A 23,592-nucleotide genomic window follows, 5' to 3' on the forward strand; every position below is an offset into this window, starting at 1 on the left:
AGAAATAAGCCGATATTGAGGAAGTCGTTCAGTGCATATAGGATTTACGGCACCTTCGATGGTAAAAGCCCTCGTACCGGTAACGCTGGCCGCCGTGCTGGCCGCCGGATGCTCCTCGGACGTGGACCCCGCGAACAACGCCTCGGTGGTGTCGGAGAAGACCCCGGCCGCGGCGCCGACCTCGGAGAGCGTCGAGGCGAACCCGCTGCCGACGAAGATGGCGAACGACCCCGGCGTCCGCAAGAACATCGCCCAGACCAAGTGCGCGGCCGTACCGGGTGGCTGGGGTGCCGAGGGGACGGCGAAGAACCCCGAGAAGAAGCCCGTCACCTACAAGATCGTTGTGTACTTCACCACCCCCAAGGCGACGACGCTGGACTACGCCCAGACCCTCGTCGAGGTTCCCCCCGGCAAGACGGTCACCTGGAGCGCGGCGAAGCAGTTCGCGGCCAAACGGCAGATGCTCTGCCCCATGCCCGGGATCAGCGTCGTGAGCTGAGAACCCAGGGGCCCGGCGCCGGTCGGGGACCGGCGCCGGGCGGAGGTCAGCGCCAGGAGTCGGTACGGGTGGCGGTGCCGCCGGAGGGGGTGGTGAAGGAGCGGTTGAGATCGCTCTCCCAGGTCACCGAGCCGTCGGGGTTCTTCTTGATGTACTTGTACTGGACCGCCGTGCCGGACGGCAGGTTCACCGTGGCCCTCCAGACCGGGTACGCGGCCGACGACAGGGCGACGGCGTTCGCCGGGTTCCAGGAGCCCAGCTGGGCGACGTTGCCGACGACGAAGACGTTCTGCCCCCAGTTCGTGGTCACGGTCGCGTTGAACGTGGTGGCGACCTGGCCCGGGTTGCCGGGGCCGGTGGCGCCGGTGTGGAGGGCGACCGCGCCCCGCGCGGGGACGGTCACCGAGGCCGAGCCGCCCGCGCCGACGGTCACCGAGCCGCCGCCCGCGACGTTGGCGTAGGTCCCGGCGGGCAGGCCGGTGGCGAAGGTGCGGGTGACACTCCCGCCCTCGTTGTTGATCGCGACCCAGCCCTTCGCGCCCCGGCTGAAGGCGATCACGTTGTTGCCGTTGTCGTACCAGTTGCCGACCGCGGTGCCCTGGACGGCGCGGTTGAAGCCGACCATGCCGTTCATCTGGCGGTGGAAGCAGGTCCACTGGCCGTTGCCGCAGTTGGCGTCGGTGGCGAAGCCGCCGCCCGCCGACGGCGGGCCCGCCTCGCTATTGCTCCAGGTGAACCCGGAGTAGACCCTCGGCGTGCCGTACGGCCAGGCGAGCATGAAGACGTTGGCCAGCCGGTAGGCGTCGCCGTACTTGTAGTTCAGGGTCGAGCCGTTGCGCTCGGTGTCGTGGTTGTCGATGAACACCACGGCCTTGTCGCTGGGCACCGACAGGCCCCAGCTCTGCCCGAAGGACCGCAGGTTCCCGATCTGGCCGCCGTTGAACTGCTCCTTGAGTTTGCGCCCGTACACGAACTCGTGCACGTCGCCGATCCCGGTGTACTGGCTCGGGCTGATCGCCTCGCCGTCGCCCTGGATGACCTCCTGGTGGATGTACGGCGAGCCGGTGAGCTTACCTTTGATCGCGGCCAGGTCGCCGGGGTTGATGTGCTTGGCGGCGTCGATACGGAAGCCGTCCACGCCGAGGGAGGTGAGCCTGTTGAGGTAGCCCGCGATCTGGTTGCGGACGTACTCGGAGCCGGTGTTGAGGTCGGACAGGCCGACCAGCTCGCAGTTCTGCACCCGCCAGCCGTCGTTGACGTAGTCGGAGCCGTTGATCCCGCAGGTGGGGGAGTGGAAGTCGGCGGCGGAGTAGAGGCCGGGGTAGTTGTACTTGCCGAAGCTGTAGCCGCCGTAGCTGGTGGCGCCCTGGCCGGTCATGTGGTTGATGACGGCGTCGGTGTGGACCTTGAGCCCGGCGGAGTGGCAGGCGTTCACCATGTTCCTGAACGCGTTCTCGTCGCCGAACTTGCTGGTGAGGGTGTAGCGGGCGGGCTGGTAGATGTCCCACCAGACCGAGCCGCCCCGGGACATCGAGTCACTCGGCGGGGAGACCTGCACGGCGGCGTACCCGGCCGGGCCGAGGACGTCGGCGCACTCCCTGGCGACGGAGTTCCAGTTCCAGTTCCACAGCTTCACGATCGGGCCGGGGGTGGGCGGCGCGGCCTGGGCCGGGGCGCTCAGCGCGCCGGGTACCAGCACGGCGGCGCCCACCAGGGCGCTCAACGCCGTGGCGACGACGAGTCGGTAGGGTTTCACGAGGGGGCCTCCAGGATCGATGGACGGGTTCCCTGGCCGGGCCGGGTGCTGCAACACCCGGCCCGGCGGCTTTTACGGGTCTGTGCTGGTCTGCGCGGTCTCGGGGAGTCGTCAGGGCTGGACGAAGACGGCGACCGTGCGGGCCGGGACCGTCAGCGTGCCCGTGGCGGGGTCGAACGTCGACCGCTTCACGACGGCGTCGTCGCCGGACGTCTGGACGGGGTGCAGCGTCACCCGGGTGCCCTTCAGCGCGGCGACGGTCTGCGGCCGGGCCTCGGGGGTCGCGTTGAAGACGACGGTGACCGACTTCCAGCGCGGGTCGATCCCGGTCGCGTCCAGGTGCATGGTCACGACACCCGGGGTCTCCGAGGCGCCACTGACCGGGAAGGTGAGGCGCTTCTGCACCTCGGCGAGGGTGGCGAGGCCGAAGACCGGTGAGGAGGAGCGGATCCTCAGCAGCTCCCCGTACCGGGCGCGGGCCGCGCCGATCGCCGCGCAGTCCGGCTTCAGCGCCGGGTCGCCGAGCAGCGGCCTGGCGTACTGCCACTTGTCCTCGTTGTCGGCCTTCGGGGGGAGCCCGGCGCCGAAGCCGTTGCCCGCCGAGCAGTCCCACAGCAGCCGGTTGAACCAGTCGCCCGAGTCGTAGGAGTTGCGGTCGAGCGACTTGGAACGGAGCCGCTCGCTGCCCGCGTGCATGAACGAGGTGCCCTGCCCGAGGACGGCCGTGGCCAGCGAGAGCGACTGCATGCGCACCCGGTCGGCCATCGCGGTCGCCGGTGGCAGCTTGTACGCCAGCGCGTCGAACAGCGTCTCGTTGTCGTGGGCGTCCACGTAGGTGACGACCTCGTCCGGCGAGGCGGTGTATCCGGCGGGGGAGCCGTTGTAGCTCACCTCCGAGCCCTTGACCGTCCTGCCGTCGGAGGCGGTGAAGGTGTAGTCGCGGAGGTTTCCGGCGAGCCCGACCTTGATCAGGTCCTGGTAGTTCAGCAGCCGGGCCCGCCGCTGCCCCTCGTCGCCGTTGGCCGGTGAGCCGTTGGGCGCCCCGGCCAGCCCCGAGCCGAAGCCCTGCACGCGGGGGTCGGCGTCGAACGGGCCGCCGCCGCGCACCGCGTCGCGCAGCCGGTCGCTGAAGGTGCCGATCCCGGTGCCCGCCAGGTTGGCCTGGCCGGCCTGCTCGAAGCGGGCGCCGTCGGCCACCTCGCCGAAGTTCCAGCCCTCCCCGTACAGGATGATCGACTTTCCGTCGACGCCGTCGCGGGCGACGGTGAGCTTGTCCAGGGCCGCGCGGACCGCGACCATGTTCGCCTTCGGGTGGTGGCCCATCAGGTCGAACCTGAAGCCGTCCACCTTGTACTCGCGGGCCCAGGTCACGATGGAGTCGACGACGAGTTTGCCCATCATGGCGTGCTCGGGCGCGGTGTTGGCGCAGCAGGTGGAGGTGGCCACCGTGCCGTCGTCGAGCAGCCGGTGGTAGTAGCCGGGCACGAGGCGGTCGAGCACCGAGGTGGGGTCCTGGCCGGAGGCGTGGGTGTGGTTGTAGACCACGTCCATCACCACCCGCAGCCCGGCCCCGTTCAGCCCGCCGACCATGCCCCGGAACTCCCTGATCCGCGACGACCCATCGGGCTCGGCGGCGTAGGAGCCCTCGGGCACGGTGTAGTGCAGCGGGTCGTAGCCCCAGTTGAAGGAGTCCTTGGCCGCCGTCTTCGCGACGCAGGCTTGCTGCTCCTCGGAGTCGGGGGGCATCGCGGCCAGGTCGCAGGCGGGCTCGGTCCGGTCGGACCGCTTCTCCGGGACGGTCGCCATGTCGAAGACGGGCAGCAGGTGCACGTGGGTGAGCCCGTCCTTGGCCAGCCCGCGCAGCTCCCGCATCCCCGCCGAGTCGCCGGTGAACGCCGCGTACGTGCCGCGTTCGGCCGCCGGGACGGTCGTGTCGGAGGCGGAGAAGTCACGCACGTGCAGCTCGTAGATCGACGCCTTCCGCTGCGGGACGGCCTTCGGCTTGGCCAGGGAGGACCAGCCGTCGGGTCGCAGGGCCCGGTCGGACAGGTCGGCGAGCTGGCTGCGGCCCGAGCCCGCCGACAGCGACAGGCTGTAGGGGTCGGTCACCTCGTTGACGACGACCTTCCCTTCGGCGGGCGCGTAGACGGTCACCAGGAAGGTGTAGTAGCGGTCCTTCCAGTCGCGCTGTCCCCGCAGCGACCAGACGCCGGTGTCGTCGTCGCGGCGCATGGGGTGGACGGTGCGGGTCCCGCCGGAGGAGCTCCGGTAGAGCGCGAGCTCGACCGTGACCGCGGTCGGCGCCCAGACCGAGAGCCTGGGCGTGCCGCCGCTCCACGAGGGGCCGAGCTCGGCGGTCGCCGCCTTGGCGTACAGGTCGTCGAGCACGCCGGGCAGCTGTGTGCCGGTCGCGGCGAGCAGCGCGCCCGAGGCGTCACGCTCGACGGCCACGACCTGGCCTCGGGTGGCCTCGCGGACCAGGTCGGCGTCACGTGGGTCGACGGTGAACGCGGTGTGCCCGGCCAGGTGCGGCCATTTCGCCTTCTGCGCCTCGGTCAGCGTGCCGGGCGCGAGACGGATCAGCCTGAGGTCGCCGGTGAGGTCCCCCTTGTCGTAGGCGATGCCGCCCTTGGCGGAGAAGGCGAGGGAGTAGCGGTTCGAGGCGACGGCGTCGATCTTCCAGGCGACGGTGGCGCGGTCGATCCAGTGCGCCGACGACTTCGACAGGTCGGCGTCGGCGCCGCGCGCCGAGGGCTGGGGCAGCAGGTTGCCCTCGGTGGCCGCGACCCGCCACACCTCGTGGCCGGTCGCGGTCAGGTCCAGCGACTGGTTGTCCGGCAGGTCCTTGGTGTCGCCCTTGTGGATGATGTAGTTCACGGTCTTCGCCCCCTCGGTCAGGGGGACGCGGAAGTGCACGCCGAACCCGTCCTCACCCGCGGGCTGGAGCGGCGCGCCCCACTCGGTGGGATCGGCCACGTCGCCCCACAGGTGCAGTCCCCAGCCGTCGTAGTTCCCGTCCGGCCGGTGGTAATGCAGGATCGCGACGTTCTCGGCCGCCGCCCGGCTCGGGTGGACCTTCGCCACACCCGAGGCGACGTAGGCGTCCGGCTGCGACGCCGGGGTGAACGACTGGTCGGGCCCGGGGTCCTTGGTGTCGCCCCTGTGCACGATGAAGTTCGCCGGAAGGGAGGCGTCCTTCAGCGGCACCCTCCAGAACGCGCCGTAGGAGTCGACGCCGTCCGGCGGGCGCGGCGCGGCCCACTCGGTGGGCACCCCGTCGGCGAGCCCGTCGCCCCACAGGTGCAGCCCCCAGCCGTCGTAGGCCTTGTCGGGACGGCTGTAGTGGACGGTCGCGTACCCCTGGGCCGCCGCGCGGGACGGGTACGTCTCCGGTTTCCCCTTCGCCAGCCAGACCTCGCCGTTCCTGGCGGGGTTCACGATCCGGTCGCCGCCGTCCTTCTCGTCGCCCCTGTGGGCGATGATCCCGACGCTGGTGGCTCCCGGCTTGAGTTTGATCCAGGCGAAGCGGCCGTAGGAGTCCTCGCCGGTCAGCGGGAGCGGGTTCGCCCACTCGGTCGGGTTCTCCACGTCGCCCCAGACGTGCAGGCCCCAGCCGTCGTAGTCGGCGGGATTCTCCCGCTGGTAGTGCACGACCAGCCAGTCGCGCTTGACCGTTCCGGGCTCCTCGGGGGCGGGCTCGGCGCCGACGGTCGCCTGCGCGACCGCCGAGGCGAACCGGCCCGCGGAGTCCTTCACCACGGCCTTGTACGAGACCTTCGTGCCTGCCGCGATGCCGCGCAGGTCGTGGAAGACCCGGAAGGTACGGCTTGAAGGGGCGTCGTCGGTGCCGATCGCCTTCCAGGCGCCGTCACCCACCTTGGCGGCGAAGGTGACCTGGTCGAAGCCGGTGCCGGGCACGGTCGCGACGACCGGGATCCGGCCGTCCTCGGCGGTGCCCCTGATCTCGGTCCCGGGCAGCGCGATCGAGACGGCCGGGGCGGCGGCCGGGGCCTTGAGCTTGGCGGGCGCCCGGTAGACCACCGCCGACAGGGCGGGGACGGTGAGCGCGAGCTTCGTGTCCGTACCGGTGGTGAGCGTGGCGGCGCCCTCGCCGTACACCCTGGTGAAGGCCGCGCCCGCCGAGAAGGTGGGCACGCTCGCGGTCGCGGGCTGTTCCGCGTTGTTGACCGCGACCAGATACTCGACCTGCCGGGAGGCGTCGATCCTGGAGAAGGCGTAGACGCCGCCGGAGACCAGCCGCTCGATCTGGGCGCCGTCGGCGAGGGCCGGGTGGGCGTCGCGCAGCGCGGCCAGGGCGGAGATGCCCCGGTAGAGGGGGTGGGAGGGGACGAAGTTGTCCTTCGCGTGGGTGGAGTCGGTGCCGATCAGGTCGTCACTCAGGTAGCTCTCGGTTCTGGAGGCGAACATGGACGCGCGGGCGTCCTGGTCGCCGCCCTTGCCGGTGAAGCCCTGCTCGTCGCCGTAGTAGACGACGGGCTGGCCCCGGGTGAGATACATCAGCTCGTGGGCGAGCAGGTCCCTGCGCAGCAGCTCGGAGTCGGGGGCGCCGGGGTTGTCCTGGGCGACGAACCGGCCGATGCGGCCCATGTCGTGGTTGCCGAGGAAGGTCGGCAGCGACGACGCGTTGCCGTCGGCGTCGGTGTGGTAGTCGTCGCCCGCGTACAGCCGGGCGAGCCGGGAGGCGTCCGCCGTGCCGCCGGCGAAGGAGCGGGCGGCCTCCTGGAAGGGGAAGTCCAGGGTGGCGTTCATGCCGCCCCGGGTGGAGTAGCGGCTGGTGAAGGCGGGTTCGCCGGAGTAGACCTCGCCGAACATGAAGAACCGCTTGTTGCCCTGCTGGGCCGCGTAGCCGCGCAGCGCCGGGGAGAACCTCTCCCAGAACTCCATGTTCACGTGCTTGGCGGTGTCGATGCGGAAGCCGTCGAGGCCGGTGTCGCGCACCCACGTCCGGTAGATGTCGGTCATGCCCTTGACGACCTCGGGGCGTTCGGTCCACAGGTCGTCGAGGCCGAAGAAGTCGCCGTACTCGTCGTTCTCGCCGCCGCTGAAGGTGGAGTCGCCCCGGTTGTGGTACATCGTCGGGTCGTTCAGCCAGGCCGGGGTCTTGGCGTTCCTCGGCGCGACCGGCGTGTACGGGAACGAGCCGGTGTCCACCTTCGGGAAGGTTTCCCTGCCCGCGTGGTCGCGGTCGTCGAACGGCACGCCGCTCGTGTCGACGTAGGGGTAGGCGCCCTTGGAACGGTACGAGTACGTCTTCTCCGCGTAGTCGACCACGTCGGCCGTGTGGTTGGTGATGATGTCGAAGAAGACCTTCATCCCGCGCCTGTGGGCCTCGCGCACCAGCTCCTTCATCTGGGCGTTGGTTCCCAGGTGCGGGTCGATCCTGGTGAAGTCGGTGATCCAGTAGCCGTGGTACCCGGCCGAGGTGTTCGCGCCGGTGCCCTGCACGGGACGGTTCACGAACGCCGGGGTGATCCAGATCGCGGTGCTGCCCAGGTTCTTGACGTAGTCGAGTTTGCCGAGCAGGCCCTTGAGGTCGCCGCCCTGGTAGAAGCCCTTGTGCGCCGGGTCGAAGCCGGTGGCGAGCCGGTCGCCGGACAGGCCGCCCCGGTCGTTGCCGGTGTCGCCGTTGGCGAACCGGTCGGTCATCGCGAAGTAGAAGCGCTCGCGGCTCAGGTCGGCGCGGAGCGCGTCGCGGGCGAGGTCCCTGTCGGCGGGTTCGGCGGCGCGGCTGAGCGCGGACACCACGGGGCCGGTGTCGTACGCGCTCACGGTGCTGGACGCGTTCACGAGGCCGATATCGGACGCGCCGGAGGGCGTCGTGGAGGCCGGTACGAACGTCGTGGAGATCGGCACGGAGGTGGACGCGGCGGCGGGGAGCGGGGTGGCGGCGAGGGGTGTGGTGACCAGGGCTACCGCGAGCGCGGCACCCGTCAGAAGGGTCGTTCTCGCGCGCCGTGGGGGGAGCGGCCAGACCACGGGGGGCCTCCACGGGAGTTGTTTCGGGGGTATTGCCCGGAAGTTACTCACTAGGGATGGTCTGTGCAATCCCTTGCGGCAATTTTCTGAATCCCGGTCATTCGGGGGCGTCCGGAAGGGGCCCAATCGAGAGTCCAAAACGTACAAAAAGTGATTTATGGCTATTGAAGCGGCGATATCGCCGCTCGCGGCTTAGGGGAAGGATCGGGTGAGTCCTTAGGTTTGGAGGGCTTTGTAACGACTTTGCAGACTCTTGCAGAAACTTCTTCCAAAGGAGTTCGCGTCGGCGTAACGTCCGGCGTACTCCAGACCCGGCCGGACGGCGCTTCGGTCCCGGCCGCCCCCCTTGAACACGAGGAGAAGAACATGCGGCGAGCCTTCTCGGCCGCGACGATCGTCGCGGCCCTCGCCCTGGCGGTCTCCGCCTGCGGTGGCGGTGACGCCGGAACGGCGGCCCCCTCGCAGCCCGCCGTGACGGACCCGTCGAAGATCACCGGTGAGATCACCTGGTGGGACACCGTCAGACCCGACAGCGAGGGCCCGACCTTCCAGGCGCTCATCAAGGACTTCCAGGCCAAGTACCCGGGCATCAAGGTCAAGTACGTCAATGTCCCCTCCGACCAGGCGCAGAACCAGTTCCAGACGGCGGCGCAGGCGGGCGCGGGGGCGCCGGACGTGATCCGCTCCGAGGTCGCCTGGACCTCCCAGTTCGCCTCGCTCGGCTACCTCCAGCCGCTGGAGGGCACGCGCGCCGTGGAGAACGAGCAGGACTTCCTGCCGGGGCCGCTGAGCAGCACCAAGTACGACGGCAAGACGTACGCCGTCCCACAGGTCACCGACACCCTCGCGCTCCTCTACAACAAGCGGCTGCTCAAGGAGGCCGGGCACGAGAAGGCCCCCGCCACGATCGAGGAGCTCAAGAAGGCCGCGCTCGACGTCAAGGAGAAGACCGGCGCCGGCGGCCTCGCGCTCAACGTCGACTCCTACTTCCTGCTGCCCTTCATGTACGGCGAGGGCGGTGACCTCCTCGACGTGCAGAACAAGAAGATCACCGTCAACTCCCCGGCGAACGTGAAGGCGATGGCCACCGTCTCCGACCTGATCACCTCCGGTGCCGCGCCCAAGCCCGCGATCCAGGACAGCTACGCCAACGCGATGACCGCCCTCAAGGACGGCAAGACCGCGATGATCTACAACGGCCCGTGGGCGCTGTCGGAGATCTACCAGGGCAAGGAGTTCAAGGACAGGGAGAACCTGGGCATCGCGCCCGTCCCGGCGGGTTCGGTCAAGGCCGGGGCCCCCACCGGCGGCTGGAACCTGGCCATCTACGCCGGTTCCAAGAACCTGGACGCCTCCTACGAGTTCGTCCGCTTCATGAGCACCCCCGAGTCCCAGGCGAAGGTCGCCAAGGAGATCAGCCTCCTGCCGACCCGCGTCTCCGCGTACGACAACCCCGACGTGCAGGCCAACAAGGACGTCGCCATCTTCAAGCCCATCATGGAGACCGCGACCGCGCGGCCGTGGATCCCCGAGGGCGGCCAGCTCTTCCAGCCGCTCCTTGAGGGCTACCAGTCGCTGGTGGGTGGCACGGCGACCCCCGAGGACATGCTCAAGAAGGTCGACGGCCAGTACCGAGGCATCTTCAAGGACTGGAGCTGATCCGTGGCGCTCTCGACTGGGCGTGCGGACAGCACGGCCAGGGACCGGGCCGCGGGTGCCGACGGCGCCCGCGGCCGGGGCCGCGGTAAGGAGCCCGGCCCGTTCCGGCGGATGACGGGCAGGCACTGGTACGCCTGGGCGATGGTCGCCCCGGTGATCCTGGTCACCGCCCTGCTGGTCGGCTGGCCGCTCGCCAGGGGCGTCTACCTGTCGCTCACCGACGCCACCGAGGCCAACATCGGCCGGACGATCGGCGTCAACGTCATCCCCTCGACCTACGAGTTCGTCTGGTTCGACAACTACGTCGCGATCCTGACCAGCGGACTGTTCTGGGAGAAGCTGACCTGGACGATCGTGTGGACCGTCGCCTGCGTGGCGCTCCACTACGGCCTGGGCCTCGGCCTGGCCCTGCTGCTCAACCGCGACGTCAGGTTCCGCTCGGCCTACCGGCTGCTGCTCATCCTGCCGTGGGCGATTCCGGGCTTCGTCTCGGCGTTCATCTGGCGCTACCTCTACAACAGCGACTTCGGCGTGATCAACGCGATGCTGCGGGCCGCGGGCCTGGGCGCGGTCGGCTGGCTCGACGACCCGACCACGGCGAAGATCGCGGTCATCGCGGTCAACGTCTGGATGGGCGTGCCGTTCATGATGGTCGCCGTGCTGGGCGGGCTCCAGTCCATCCCCGGTGAGCTGTACGAGGCGGCGGAGGTGGACGGCGCCACGCCGTGGCAGCGCTTCCGCTTCATTACGATTCCCGGCCTGCGTACCGTGTCGAGCACGGTTGTCCTTCTGGGCACGATCTGGACGTTCAACATGTTCCCGGTGATCTACCTGATCAGCGGGGGAGGGCCGGGCAGCTCCACCGAGATCCTGGTCACCTACGCGTTCCGCGAGGCCTTCACCGGCGTCCGCGACTACTCCAACTCCGCGGCCTGGGGAGTGATCATCCTCCTGCTCCTCGTCGTGCTGGCCGTGGTCTATCGGCGCTCGCTGCGCAGACAAGGGGAGGTCTGGTGACCGCCGTCGGTACGACCCGGTCCGGGCGCGGGGAACGCGGGGTGGGGAAGTCGATCCTGCTGCACGCGACCCTGCTCGCCGCCGTCGCCGTCTCGCTGTTCCCGATCGTCTGGCTCGTCCTGACCTCGCTCAAGCCGCGCGACGGCTGGCTCTCCAGCGAGCTGGAGATCTTCAACCAGCCCTCGCTGGACAACTACGTCCGGGTGCTCACCGAGACGCGGTTCCCGACCTGGCTGCTCAACTCGGTGATCGTCGCCGGGCTGACCACGGTCGTCGGCGTCCTCCTCGCCTCCACCACCGGGTACGCGGTGAGCCGCTTCCGCTTCCCCGGCTACCGGGGGGTGATGTGGATGCTGCTCGTCATCCAGATGTTCCCGGTGGCGATCCTGATCGTCCCCCTCTACAACCTGATGGCCGGTCTCGGGCTGCTCAACCAGATCCCCGGCCTGGTCATCGCCTACATGACGGTGGCGGTGCCGTTCTGCGCGTGGATGATGAAGAGCTACTTCGACTCCATCCCGCGCGAGATCGACCAGGCGGGACTCGTCGACGGCCTGACGCCGTTCGGCGCGTTCTGGCGGGTCATCCTGCCGCTGGCCAGGCCGAGCCTCGCGGTCACCGCGTTCTACTCGTTCATGACCGCCTGGGGCGAGGTGGCCTACGCCACCGTGTTCATGTCGCAGGAGGAGAAGCGCACGCTCGGCATCGGGCTCCAGCAGTTCGTCGGCCAGCACTGGTCGGACTGGGGCCTGCTCACCGCGGCGGCGGTGCTGATCGCTGTTCCGGCGGCGGTGGTCTTCCTGCTCGTCCAGCGGCACCTGGTCACCGGGCTTACCGCCGGTGCCACGAAGTCGTAACACTGTCGTGCTATTACGTCCTGATATGTCACCTGATCGGGGGATTTAATATGACTGAGCTCGTCCGGGCGGACCATGCCGCCGGAACCGTCACCCGATGGTGGCGCGACGCGGTGATCTACCAGGTCTACGTGCGCAGCTTCGCCGACGGCAACGGCGACGGCGTGGGGGACCTGCTCGGCGTGCGCGGCAGGCTCCCGTACCTGGCGGACCTCGGGGTCGACGCGATCTGGCTCACCCCGTTCTTCACCTCGCCGATGGCCGACTTCGGCTACGACGTGGCCGACTACCGGGATGTGGACCCGATCTTCGGATCGCTGGCCGACGCCGGGGCGCTCATCGACGACGCGCACCGGCACGGCCTGCGGGTCATCGTGGACGTGGTGCCCAACCACACCTCCGACCGGCACGCCTGGTTCCTGGAGGCCCTCGCCGCGCCCCCCGGAGACCCGGCGAGGGAGCGCTACATCTTCCGCCGGGGCAGGGGCGCCGGAGGGGAGCTGCCGCCCAACGACTGGGAGTCGGTCTTCGGCGGCCCCGCGTGGACCCGGCTGCCCGACGGCGAGTGGTACCTCCACCTGTTCGCCTCCGAGCAGCCCGACCTGAACTGGGAGAACCCCGAGGTCCACGCGGAGTTCGAGTCGATCCTGCGGTTCTGGCTGGACATGGGGGTGGACGGCTTCCGCGTCGACGTCGCCCACGGCATGGTCAAGGCCGACGGCCTGCCCGACGTCGGCCACGCCGACCAGGTCCGGATGATCGGCACCGAGGTGGTGCCGTTCTTCGACCAGGACGGTGTGCACGAGATCCACCGGGCCTGGCGCAGGCTGCTCGACTCCTACCCCGGGGAGCGGATCGGCGTCGCCGAGGCGTGGGCGCCGTCCCCGCGGCGGCTGGCCAACTACGTCCGCCCCGACGAGATGCACCAGGCGTTCAACTTCCACTTCCTCGTCGCCCCCTGGGAGGCCACCACGTTCCGCGCGGTCATCCAGGACTCGCTGACGACGGCCGGGCTGGTCGGCGCGCCCTGCACCTGGGTGCTTTCCAACCACGACGTCAAGCGCCACCTCACCCGGTACGGCGGCGGCGAGGTCGGCCTGCGCCGCTCCCGCGCCGCCGCCCTGCTGACGCTCTCCCTGCCCGGCTCGGCCTACGTCTACCAGGGGGAGGAACTCGGGCTGCCCGAGGTCCTCGACCTGCCGGAGGAGTTCCAGCGCGACCCGCAGCGCCTGCGCGACCCCGACGACGGCCGCGACGGCTGCCGGGTGCCGCTCCCGTGGGCCGACGGCGAGCCGCACTTCGGCTTCAGCCTGCCCGGCGCCGAGGAGACGTGGCTGCCCATGCCGCCCTCCTGGGGGCCGCTCAGCGTCGCGTCCCAGCTCGGCGACCCGCTCTCCACCCTGAACCTCTACCGGGAGGCGCTGAGGATCAGGCGCGAGCGCCGCTCCTTCGACGACGCCCCGCTGACCTGGCTCGACTCCCCCGAGGGCACCCTGGCCTTCGCCAGGGGCGCCGGGTTCGCCTGCACGGTCAACCTCACCGGCGAGCCCGTGGAGCTGCCCGCCCTCGGACGGGTCCTGCTGGCCAGCGCGGAAACGGCCGTCGAGGGCGGCGTGGTACGGCTCGCCCCCGACTCCGCCGTCTGGTGGGAACCCGATGTCGCCTAGCATCGGCCCTGGCACCGGCACCGGCACCGTTCCCGGTGCCGGACCCGCTGTCGGGAACGGCACCGCCAGGCTGACCGACATCGCCGCGCAGGCCGGGGTGAGCGAGGCCACCGTCAGCCGGGTGCTCAACGGCAAGCCGGGCGTGTCCGCCCCCACCCGGCGGGCGGTGCTGACGGCTCTGGACCTGATGGGGTACGAGCGTCCGCAGCGGTTGCGCCAGCGCAGCAACGGGCTGATCGGCCTGGTCACCCCCGAGCTGGACAACCCCATCTTCCCGGCGTTCGCCCAGGCCTTCGAGAAGACACTCACCCAGCACGGCTACACCCCGGTGCTCTGCACCCAGCTGCCCGGCGGGGCGGTCGAGGACGAGTTCACCGAGATCCTGGTGGAACGTGGGGTGAGCGGCATCATCTTCGTCTCCGGGCTGCACGCCGACATCACCGCGCGCTCGGACCGTTACACCCAGCTGATCGGGCAGGGTGTGCCGATCGTCCTGCTCAACGGGCACGCCGCCGACGTACCCGCCCCCTTCATCTCCCCGGACGACCGGGCCGCGGCCCGGCTCGCCGTGCAGCACCTGGCCGACCTCGGTCACGAGCGCATCGGCCTGGCTGTCGGTCCCGGCCGGTTCGTGCCGGTGATCAGGAAGATCGAGGGTTATCGGCGGGCGATGTCCCAGTTGCTCGGTGTCACGGACGTCGACGAGCTGATCTCGCATTCGTTGTTCTCGGTGGAGGGGGGGCAGGCGGCCGCGGCGCAGTTGCTGGCGCGGGGCTGTACGGGGATCGTGTGCGCGTCGGACCTGATGGCGCTGGGGGCGATCCGTGCCTGCCGTGACCGGGGACTGTCGGTTCCGGGGGAGGTGTCGGTGGTGGGGTTCGACGACTCGCCGCTGATCGCGTTCACCGACCCGCCGCTCACCACCGTGCGCCAGCCCGTGCAGCCGATGGTCACCGCCGCCGTGCACACCCTCCTGGAGGCCGTCGCGGGCACGCCCGGCCAGCACTCCGAGCTGATCTTCCAACCGGAACTCATCGTGCGGGGCTCGACGGGCTCGGGCCCCAAGGTCGTTCGCTGATCGCGCCCGTCCGCTGACATTTCGCAACGGTCCTTTTCTGCCACCGTCACGGGCTTCCCCGGCATGCCCGCCGATCTCTATACTCCGAGATCCTCACACCGCGAGGACCGCCGCAGCCGCCGGTCCTCCGGAACACCGCGAAGACCGTAGCCGCCGGTCGTCCCGGGCATTGCGAAGGCCGCCAGAGCCGCCGGTCCTCTCGAACATCGCGAAGGCCGCCAGAGCCGCCGGTTCTTCCCCTCGGCACGTGTTTGATCCGGACCGCCAGCGGTCCGGGACCTCACTCTCGTTCGATCCGCCTATCTCGCGCGCCCGCCCCAGGAGGCCGGTTTGAGTGTGCACGATACCGCCCAGATCGCTATGACCGCCGCCCCGTCCCGGCCCGTCTTCCCGACTCGTTTTCCGGTTCGCTTCCCGACCCGCTTCTCGATCGGCGACCGCGTGGGCACGCCTTCGTGCCGCGGAGCCGAGCCGGAAGGGACACCGTGAAAGACATCTCCCACTTATCCGGCTCACCCGGCTTATTCAACTCACTTTGCTTACCCGATTCAACTGGCCTGTCTGACTTATTCACCGCACATCGCTTACCCGACTCGCCTCGTTTACCCGCTTCAACCCATTTGTCTAATTTGTCCGACTCGCCTCGCCTGTCCGGCTCAACCGGTTCATCTCGCGTACCCGGCTCGCCCGGCTCGTCTGACTTACCCGGCTCGCCCGCCGACCCGAGCCGCCACGAGACCCACGCCACCCCCGCCGACCGGACCGCACGAGCCGCGCGAACCGCACGGGCCGCACGGGCCGTACGAGCCGCACAGGCCGCACGGGCCGCGATCGTCGGGGCGGGCCCGGCGGGATCGCTGCTCGCCATCCTCCTCGCCCGCCGCGGCCACCCGGTCGACGTCTACGACATGCGCCCCGACCCGCGCGACGGCAAGGGCGACGGCGAGGGACGCTCGATCAACCTGGGCCTGTCGGCCCGCGGCATCCGCGCCCTGCGGCACGTCGGCCTCTGGAACGCTCTCGGGGACAGGCTCGTCCCCATGCGGGGACGCATGATCCACCGTCCGGGCAGGCCGACGGCCTTCCAGGCGTACGGCACCGACCCCGGGGAGATCCTCTACTCGGTCAGCAGGGACGAGCTGACCACTCTCCTCGTCGAGCGCGCCGCGGAACACGGGGAGGTCAGGCACCTCTTCGGCGTCCGCTGCGCGGGAGTCGACCGCGAGAGCGGAGACCTGACCCTGGCCGACGCGATCACCGGGGAGACGCGCGACGCCCGCGCGGACTTCGTGGTCGGCGCCGATGGAGCGTTCTCCGCCGTACGCGCCGCGATGCAGCGCGGGCTCGCCGCCGACTACCGCCAGGAGTTCCTCGAATGGGGGTACAAGGAGCTCACGATCCCCGCGGCCCCCGGCGGCGGCTCGCGCGTCCCGCTGGAGGCTCTGCACGTCTGGCCCGGTGAGAACGCCCTGATCGTCGCCCACCCCAACGTGGACGGCTCGCTGACCGCGACGCTCTTCCTGCCGCACTCCGGCGCCCCCGGCTTCGCCGAACTCGACGGGGAGCGGGACGTCACCCGCTTCTTCCTGCGGGTCTTCCCCGGCATGGTCGACCTCGTGCCCGACCTGGCCGCGCAGTACGCCGCCAACCCGGTCGGGAACCTGGTGACCATCCGCACCTCGCGCTGGCGGCACGCGGACCGGGTGGTCCTGGCGGGCGACGCCGCCCACGCGGTCTACCCGTTCTACGGACAGGGCATGAACTCGGCCCTGGAGGACTGCCTGATGCTCGACGGCTGTCTCGCCCGGCACCCCGGTGACCGCGCGGCCGCGTTCGGCGAGTATCAACGGCTGCGCAAACCGCACACCGACATCCTGGCCGACCTGTCCGAACAGAACTTCGCCGACCTGCGCGACGGCACCCGGTCACCGCTGCGGCTGGCCCGCAGGCAGGCCGACCTCGCGCTGAACCGCGCCTTCCCCACCCTGTGGCGACCGCTCTACACCATGGTCTCGCACACCGACATGCCGTACGGCGAGGCGTTGCGCCGCGCCCACCGGCAGGACCGCGTGCTGCGCTGGTCGGGCGCGGCGCTGGCCGCGGGAGCCGCCCTGGCGGCCGTACGGATCACCTCTTCCCCGCGGAGGACGTCCCCGTGATCGCGCACCCCGGCGACCCGTCGCTCCGCCTGATCGAGGTCGCGGACCTCGACGCCCCGTCGCCGCCGCCCGAGGTCCTCGCCCACGGGGACGCGCTGCGGGCCGTCGTGGACTGGGCCGAGACCTACCTGTGCCGCCCCCACCCCGGCCTCGGCCGCAACGGCCCGGTCTGCCCGTACGCCCAGGGCTCGCTGAGCAGGGGCAGGTTCTACCTCGCGGTGCCCGAGACGGGCCCCCGCGCCGCCGGAACCACCGGGACCGCCAAGACCGCCGGGATCCCCGAGACCGTCGAGGACGTCGTCGCCGCGGTGGAGCCCTACCGGGCCTGGTTCACCGCGCTCGCGCCGCTGAACGGGCCCGAGGCCGTGTTCACCACGATCCTGCTGCTCCTTCCCGGCCTCGGCGACCGCCTCGCGCTCGTCGACGGCGCGCAGGACGCGCTGAAGAACGCCTTCGTCGAGGAGGGCCTGATGATCGGGGAGTTCCACGACGGGCCGCCCGACAAGCCGGGGCTGTGGAACCCGCTGCTGCGTCCCCTCGCCGGTCCCGTGCCGCTGCTCGCGATCCGCCACATGGTCGCCACGGACCTCCCCTTCCTGTGGGGGGACCCGGCCCACCGCCGCGCGTACCTGACCCGGTTCGACGGCCGGGTGCCCGCCCACCTGCGGGAGATCGTCATGGAGACCATCATGGAAGGGGTCGAGTGATGCCGACCGCGCGCCGCGACCCCGCGGCGCCCATCCCGCTCACCCCGGCCCAGGCGCGCCTGTGGTTCCTCGACCGGGCCGGGCCCGGCGGGGCGTCCTACGTCTGCTGGACCTTCCAGCGCCTCACCGGGCCGCTCGACGCGGACGCGCTGCGCGCGGCGTTCACCGCCGTCGTGGGCCGCCACGAGGCGCTGCGCCTGGTCATCGTCGAGGGACCCGCCCAGGTGGTACGGGAGAGCGGGCCGGAACTGCGGGTGGTGGACGCGCCCGACGAGGAGCGGGCGCGCGACATCGCCAGGGACGTGCTCTCGCGCAGGTTCACCCTCGACGGCGCCCCGCTGCACCGGGCCGTGCTGATCAGGCTCGCGGCCGACGAGCACATCCTGAGCTGGTGCCTGCACCACATCGTGTGCGACGCGCCCTCGCTCGGGATCCTGGAGGAGGACCTCTGGGCCCACTACCGGGTCCTGGTCGACGGGGAGGAGCCGCCGGGGCCGGTGTCCGCCCAGTTCCCCGACTACGCCGCCTGGCTCGCCGGGCAGGACGAGGCGGGGCGCGAGGCGGGACTGGCCCACTGGCGCGAGCACCTGTCCGGCGCGCCCGCCGTAACCACCCTCCCGCAGGACCGGGCCCGGCCCCGCGAACCCGTACTGGGCGGGGCCCGCCGGTCCCTGCGCCTGCCCGCCGACCTGGTGGCGGACCTGTACGCCCTCGTCAAGGCGCGGCGCGTCACCCCGTTCGTCATCGCGATGTCGGCGATGACCGCCACCCTGGCCAGGCACTCCGACGAGGAGGACGTGGTCGTCGGGACCGCCCTGGTCGACCGGCACCTGATCGAGCTGGAGGGTTCGGTCGGCTGCTACATCAACCTCATCCCGGTACGGACGGACCTGCGGGCCGATCCCACCCTGGCCGAGCTCCTGCGTGCCGTACGCGGCTCGGTCATCAGGGGGCTCGGCCACCAGGCGACGCCGTTCGAGGAGATCGCCGACCTGGCCGGGGCCCCTCGGGACCTGCACAGGAATCCCGTCTTCCAGACGCTGCTCGTCATGGGGCAGGGCGGGGGGTCCGCCGAGCGGGCGGCGAACATCACCGTGGAGACGTGGGAACTCGACGAGTCGTCGCCCGGCGCCCGTTTCGACCTGACCCTCGTCGTGAGCACGAGCGACAGGGGGATCGAGCTGCACGCCGACTACTCCGCGGACCTCTACGACGAGGACACCGTCGACCGGTTCCTGCGCCACGTCGTCGTCTTCCTGTCCGCCTTCACCATCACGCCGGATCTGCGGGTCTGGGAGATCCCGCTCCACGACGAGGCCCACCACCCCGCTCCGCCGGACGCCTTGTACGGCGGGTCCTCGCGGGGTGAGCGGTCTTTGGACGAGGACACGTCCGGCGGCGGCCCCTCAGGGAGTGAGCGATCCCTGAACGGCGCGTCCGACGGTGGCCTTCCAGGGGGTGAGCGGTCCCTGAACGGCACGTCCGGCGGCGCTCCGGAGCCCCGCGATCCCCGGCCCGCCGGGGACTTCACGGCGGTCCACGATCTCATCGCCCGGTGGGCGGCCGAGGCCCCCGCCGCCCCCGCGCTGGTCTCGGAGGCGGGGACGATCGGCTACGGCGAGCTGGAACGCCGCTCGGCGCGGCTGGCGGCGCGACTGCGGGAGGCGGGGGCGGGGCGCGAATCCGTCGTCGCCGTCGTTCTGCCGAACGGCGGGGACGCCGTCGTCGCCCTGCTCGCCGCGCTGAGGGCGGGTGCCGCCTACCTGCCGCTCAGCCCGGCCGACCCGCCCGACAGGATCGCCGGGATCCTCCTGGAGGCCGGAGCGGTCGCCGCCGTCACCTCAGAGGGGCACCGGGACGCGCTCGCGGGTTATCCCGGCGCGGTTCTCACCGTCGGAGCCTCGGGGGAGGCCGGGGACGTCGAGGACGGCGGGGCCGATGGGGAGCATGGAGCCACGCGGCGCTCCGGGCGTCTCGCGGGTGACCTCGGTCATCCCGGTGATCCAGCCGATCTCGGCGATCTTGGCGGCTTTGGTGATCCAGGTGATCCCGATGGCACGGGCGGTCTCGGTGCGGTGCCGCCCGCGGGACCGGAGGACCTCGCGTACGTGATCTACACCTCGGGATCCACGGGGCGGCCCAAGGGGGTGATGGTGACCCACGGGACCCTCGCCCGGCTGACCGAGTCGTTCCGCGTCGTCCACGGGTTCGGGCCCGGCGGGCGGGTGCTGATGCTGCCGCCGCTGACCTTCGACGCCTCGGTGGGGGACGTGTTCCCGGCCCTGTGCTCGGGGGCCGCCGTCGTGCTGCACCCCGACCCCGCCCTGCTGGACGGGCCCGAGCTGGTGCGCTTCTGCGCGCGGCACGGTGTGACGGCCGTCGACACCGCGGCCTCCCTGTGGCGCGGGTGGGTCGCCGCGCTGGCGCCCGGGGCGGTGCCCTCCGACTGGCCGGTCACCACGATGATGGTCGGCGGGGAGCGGGTACCGCTCTGGGCGGTCCGCGCCTGGGCCGCCGCCACCGGCGGCCGGGTCGAGCTGTTCAACCACTACGGCCCGACCGAGGCGACCGTATGCGCCACGGTGCACCGCACCCGCGACGGCGCCGAGGCGGCCGGGCGGGAACACCTGCCGATCGGGCGCCCGCTGCCGCACGTCCGCGCGTACGTCCTCGACCGCCGGGGCGGCCTCGCGCCCACCGGCACGCCGGGGGAGCTCCACCTGGGCGGTGACTGCCTGGCCAGGGGCTACGTCGCCCGGCCCGAGGAGACCGAGGCGCGGTTCGTCCGCGACCCCCACGCCGGGCGCGAGGGGGCCCGCATGTACCGGACCGGGGACCTGGCCAGATACCTGTCCGACGGGACGCTGGAGTTCCTCGGGCGGGCCGACCGGCAGCTGAAGGTCAACGGCTACCGGATCGAGCCCGCCGAGGTCGAGTCGGCCGTCGTGGCGCACCCGGGGGTGCGGGACGCGGCCGTCGTGGCCTCCCCCGAGGGGGACCGGCTCATCGGCTACGTGGCGCCGCGCACCGCCGACTCCGAGGAACTGCGGGGCTTCCTGCGCGAGCGGCTGCCCCGGCACATGGTGCCCGCCGTGCTCGTACCGCTCGACGAGATCCCGCGCACGCCGCACGGGAAGATCGACACCGGGCGGCTCCCGGCCGCGTCGCGGGACGCGCCCGGACACGTCCCGCCGCGCGGCCCGCTGGAGACGGCCCTGGCCGGGGTGTGGGCCCGGATACTCGGCGTTCCCCGGGTGGGGCGCCACGACAACTTCTTCGCCCTCGGCGGGTCCTCGCTGCTGGCCGCCAGGGTGCTCGGCGAGGTCCGTGAGGAGGCCGGGGTCGAGATCTCCCTGGGCGGTCTCTTCGAGGCGGCCGACCTGGCGGAGTTCGCGGCGTCCGCCGCCACGCCGGAACCCGCCCTCGGAGACGACGACCTGAGGGCGCTGGCGGTGCTGCCCGACGACGTACGCGACGCCCTCGGCTCCACGTGCGGCGTACAGGAGGACGCGCGCGGTGTGTCCGGTGTGCCAGGGGACGCGTCCGGCACGTCCGGTCCCGTGTCCGGTGTACCGGGGGATGAGCGTGATGCGTCCGGTGTGCCGGAGGACGCGTCCGGCATGTCCGGTGGGCGGGGGAACGCGCATGGCGTGTCCCGATTCGTGTCCGGTGGGCGCGGTGCCCCCGGCCCGATCGGCTCCGCGCCGGGCGGGACGGCGGCGAAGTGGCCCGGACGGGTGTTGCTGACGGGGGCGACGGGCCTTCTGGGGGCACACCTGCTGGCCGAGTTGCTCGACCGGGGCGTTCCCGAGGTGATGTGCCTGGTCAGGGCGGGGGACGAGCGCGCGGCCGCCGGCCGGGTCCGTGAGGTCCTGACCCGGTACGGCCTCTGGAGGCCCGGCTACCGGGAAAGGGTCACCGGTCTGGCGGGGGACCTGGCGGCGCCCCGGCTGGGGCTGGAGCCCGACGTCTACGACGCCGTGGCGGAGGGGAGTGACCTGATCTGCCACACCGGGCGGGTCGTCAACTTCGTCCAGCCGTACCGGATGCTCGGCCCCGTGAACGTCGGCGGGACCGTCGAGATGGTCCGGCTGGCCGCGCACGTGAGACCGACCCCGCTGCACACCGTCTCCACCCTCGGCGTGTATCTCGGCTGGACGGGCCGGGACCGCCCGATCACCGAGGACGAGGCCCCGGATGACCCCGCCGGGCTGGGTTCCCCGTACTACCAGAGCAGGTGGGTCGCCGACGCGGCGGCGCGGGAGGCCCGCGAGCACGGCCTGCCCGTGACCGTCCACCGGCCCGCGAGGGTCGGCGGCCACAGCCTCACCGGCCGGGGCGACCCCGGAGACTACTTCAACCGGCTGCTCGCCACGTTCGTCCAGCTCCGCATGGTGCCCGACATACCGGTCACCGAGGACGTCATTCCCGTCGACCACCTCGCCGAGGCCCTCGCCGCCAGGCTCCTGGACCCGAAATCGGCGGGGCGCGACTTCCACTACTTCGACGCCGAGGGGATCACCTACCGGCAGATGGCGGCGGCCCTGCTCGATCACGGGTACGACGTCGAGCGGGTTTCCTGGGAGCGCTGGCGGGCGGAGATCCTGCGGCGCTCCGCCGAGGGCGAGCCGGTCGCGATGGGGCCGTTCGCCGCCGATCTGGGTGAGGAGCCGCCGGGGCCGCGCGGGCCGAGGTTCGACTGCTCGTTCACCTGCCCGCCGCCCGGTCCCGCCCTGATCGGCCGCTATCTCGCGTTCCTCGAAACGTCTCCCGGAGCCCTTCCCGAGGCGCCTCCGGGGACGTTCACCGGGGCCGGGACCTCCGCCGAGACGTTGGCCGGCACTTCCAGTGAAACGCATGAAGAAGGAGGGCTTCGTTGAGAGCCGACGTGCTCAGGTTCGCCGGTATCTGGTCCGCCGAGCTGGTGTCGGTGATCGGTTCCAGCCTCACCGGGTTCGTGCTCAGCGTCTGGGTCTACCAGGAGTCCGGATCCGAGACCCAGTTCGCCCTCACCCTGCTCTGCGCCACGCTGCCCGGCATCCTCATCACCCCCTTCTCCGGGGTGATCGTCGACCGCTTCGACAGGAAGTGGGTGCTCGTGCTGAGCGACTGCGGAGCGGCACTGTCGACGGTCGCGCTGCTGCTGATCGTCCAGGCGCAGAGCCTGGCCGTGTGGCACGTCTACGTCGCCACCGCGGTCGGCGCGATCTGCGGGACCTTCCACCTCACCGTCTACCAGGCGATGACGCCGTTGTTGGTTCCCGAACGTCACCTGGGGCGGGCCAACGGGCTGATGCAGGCCAGCTGGGGATTGCAGATCGCGGCGCCGGTGGTGGCGGGGACGTTGCTGGAGGTGGTGGGACTGCGCGGTGTGCTCCTGCTGGACCTCCTGTCGTTCGCCGTCGCGACGGCCGTGGTCCTGGCGACCCGGCTGCCCCGGTCGGTCACCCGGCCCGAGACCGTCGCGAGCCCGCCCTCGCTCGGCGCCGACCTGCTCTTCGGGCTGCGGCACCTGCGCGCCCACGGGCTGTTCCCCCTGGTGGCGCTCTTCGCCGCGTTCAACCTCGTGTTCGCCGTCGCGGGGGTGCTGATCCGCCCGCTCATCCTGTCGTTCACCGGGCCCGCCACGCTCGGGGTGCTGGTGTTCGCCGGAGGGGCGGGACTGTTCGCGGGAAGCCTGGTCATGGGCCTGTGGGGAGGGCCGCGCCGCAGGATCACCGGGATGAGCCTCTTCATGGGAGCGGGCGGGCTCGCCCTGGCCGCGCACAGCCTGTCTCCCTCGGTGGCGCTCATCGCGGTGGTCGCCCCCGCGTTCCTGTTCGTCCTGCCGGTGATCAACGGCTGCGTGATGACGGTCTTGCAGGTCAAGACGGAGGCCGGGGCGCTCGGCCGGGTTCTCGCCACGGCGCGCACCCTGGGACAGTGCGCGGTGCCCATCGCCTTCCTGAGCGCCGCGCCCGCCGCGGAGCATCTCACCGGGCCCCTGCTGATGCCGGGCGGCGCGCTCGCCGGGAGCGTCGGTGAGCTGATCGGGACGGGCCCCGGCCGGGGGATCGCCCTGATCTTCCTGGTCGACGGGCTCCTGCTCGTCGCCCTCGCGGTCATGACGTTCGTCCTTCCCCGGCTCCGCCGCCTGGAGCGCGAGATCCCCGACGCGCCCAGGGCGGACGCCGAACCCGCCCCGGTCTCCTGACCG

General features: G+C 71.5%; 12 protein-coding genes and 2 pseudogenes. 12 read left to right on the plus strand and 2 right to left on the minus strand.

Going from position 1 to position 23,592, the window contains the following annotated elements:
- Positions 1 to 58 precede the first annotated feature (58 nt).
- The gene (locus ABD817_RS16395; RefSeq protein ID WP_344918786.1) at positions 59 to 499 is read left to right on the plus strand and encodes a hypothetical protein; all 441 of its coding nucleotides are present in this window, start codon (positions 59 to 61) and stop codon (positions 497 to 499) included.
- Between the two features lie 46 nt (positions 500 to 545).
- On the opposite strand, the gene ABD817_RS16400 is transcribed toward ABD817_RS16395, so the two are convergent.
- Entirely contained in the window at positions 546 to 2,255 is a 1,710-nt protein-coding gene (locus ABD817_RS16400) for a carbohydrate-binding module family 20 domain-containing protein (protein WP_344918787.1), read from the minus strand.
- A gap of 111 nt (positions 2,256 to 2,366) precedes the next feature.
- Positions 2,367 to 8,252 (minus strand): pullulanase-type alpha-1,6-glucosidase, encoded by a 5,886-nt coding sequence (pulA, locus tag ABD817_RS16405; protein WP_344918789.1) that lies wholly within the window; start codon positions 8,250 to 8,252, stop codon positions 2,367 to 2,369.
- Positions 8,253 to 8,618: 366 nt separating this feature from the next.
- Here pulA and ABD817_RS16410 point away from each other — a divergent pair, with 366 nt between their 5' ends.
- The 11 genes and pseudogenes from ABD817_RS16410 (at position 8,619) to ABD817_RS16450 (ending at position 23,589) form a co-directional block, all read left to right on the plus strand.
- Positions 8,619 to 9,911: an extracellular solute-binding protein gene (locus ABD817_RS16410; RefSeq protein WP_344918791.1), complete on the plus strand. Its 1,293-nt coding sequence runs from the start codon at positions 8,619 to 8,621 to the stop codon at positions 9,909 to 9,911.
- Between the two features lie 3 nt (positions 9,912 to 9,914).
- Complete coding sequence (locus ABD817_RS16415) at positions 9,915 to 10,928, plus strand: carbohydrate ABC transporter permease (protein WP_344918792.1); 1,014 nt, start codon at positions 9,915 to 9,917, stop codon at positions 10,926 to 10,928.
- Positions 10,925 to 11,785, plus strand: a complete 861-nt coding sequence (locus tag ABD817_RS16420) for a sugar ABC transporter permease (RefSeq protein WP_344918793.1) — start codon at positions 10,925 to 10,927, stop codon at positions 11,783 to 11,785. Before ABD817_RS16415 ends, ABD817_RS16420 begins: the two co-directional genes overlap by 4 nt.
- A 50-nt stretch (positions 11,786 to 11,835) precedes the next feature.
- On the plus strand, positions 11,836 to 13,452 hold the full coding sequence (locus tag ABD817_RS16425) for a glycoside hydrolase family 13 protein (protein WP_344918795.1): 1,617 nt from the start codon (positions 11,836 to 11,838) through the stop codon (positions 13,450 to 13,452).
- Entirely contained in the window at positions 13,442 to 14,530 is a 1,089-nt protein-coding gene (locus tag ABD817_RS16430) for a LacI family DNA-binding transcriptional regulator (RefSeq protein WP_344918796.1), read from the plus strand. Before ABD817_RS16425 ends, ABD817_RS16430 begins: the two co-directional genes overlap by 11 nt.
- Positions 14,531 to 15,159: 629 nt before the next feature.
- The gene (locus ABD817_RS16435) at positions 15,160 to 16,689 is read left to right on the plus strand and encodes an FAD-dependent oxidoreductase (protein WP_344918797.1); all 1,530 of its coding nucleotides are present in this window, start codon (positions 15,160 to 15,162) and stop codon (positions 16,687 to 16,689) included.
- The gene (locus ABD817_RS16440; RefSeq protein WP_344918798.1) at positions 16,686 to 17,396 is read left to right on the plus strand and encodes a DUF6875 domain-containing protein; all 711 of its coding nucleotides are present in this window, start codon (positions 16,686 to 16,688) and stop codon (positions 17,394 to 17,396) included. Before ABD817_RS16435 ends, ABD817_RS16440 begins: the two co-directional genes overlap by 4 nt.
- Positions 17,396 to 18,703 (plus strand): annotated as a pseudogene (locus tag ABD817_RS39585) (condensation domain-containing protein); the annotation flags it as partial. The gene ABD817_RS16440 and the pseudogene ABD817_RS39585, both read left to right, overlap by 1 nt.
- A 69-nt stretch (positions 18,704 to 18,772) precedes the next feature.
- A pseudogene (locus ABD817_RS39590) lies at positions 18,773 to 20,314 on the plus strand (amino acid adenylation domain-containing protein); the annotation flags it as partial.
- Positions 20,312 to 22,276, plus strand: coding sequence for a thioester reductase domain-containing protein (locus tag ABD817_RS39595; protein ID WP_425583378.1), 1,965 nt, complete (start codon positions 20,312 to 20,314; stop codon positions 22,274 to 22,276). The pseudogene ABD817_RS39590 and the gene ABD817_RS39595, both read left to right, overlap by 3 nt.
- Positions 22,273 to 23,589: an MFS transporter gene (locus ABD817_RS16450; protein ID WP_344918800.1), complete on the plus strand. Its 1,317-nt coding sequence runs from the start codon at positions 22,273 to 22,275 to the stop codon at positions 23,587 to 23,589. Before ABD817_RS39595 ends, ABD817_RS16450 begins: the two co-directional genes overlap by 4 nt.
- The last annotated feature ends 3 nt before the right edge of the window (positions 23,590 to 23,592 follow it).

The organism is Streptosporangium oxazolinicum (genome assembly GCF_039537505.1).
GTDB classification, from domain to species: Bacteria; Actinomycetota; Actinomycetes; order Streptosporangiales; family Streptosporangiaceae; genus Streptosporangium; species Streptosporangium oxazolinicum.

What these genes read in the sequence shown, in the direction of transcription:
- ABD817_RS16410 (WP_344918791.1), top strand. Translation starts at nt 8,619, where the DNA reads ATGCGGCGAGCCTTCTCGGCCGCGACGATCGTCGCGGCCCTCGCCCTG.
- ABD817_RS16425 (WP_344918795.1), top strand. Translation starts at nt 11,836, where the DNA reads ATGACTGAGCTCGTCCGGGCGGACCATGCCGCCGGAACCGTCACCCGA.
- ABD817_RS16395 (WP_344918786.1), top strand. Translation starts at nt 59, where the DNA reads ATGGTAAAAGCCCTCGTACCGGTAACGCTGGCCGCCGTGCTGGCCGCC.
- ABD817_RS16430 (WP_344918796.1), top strand. Translation starts at nt 13,442, where the DNA reads ATGTCGCCTAGCATCGGCCCTGGCACCGGCACCGGCACCGTTCCCGGT.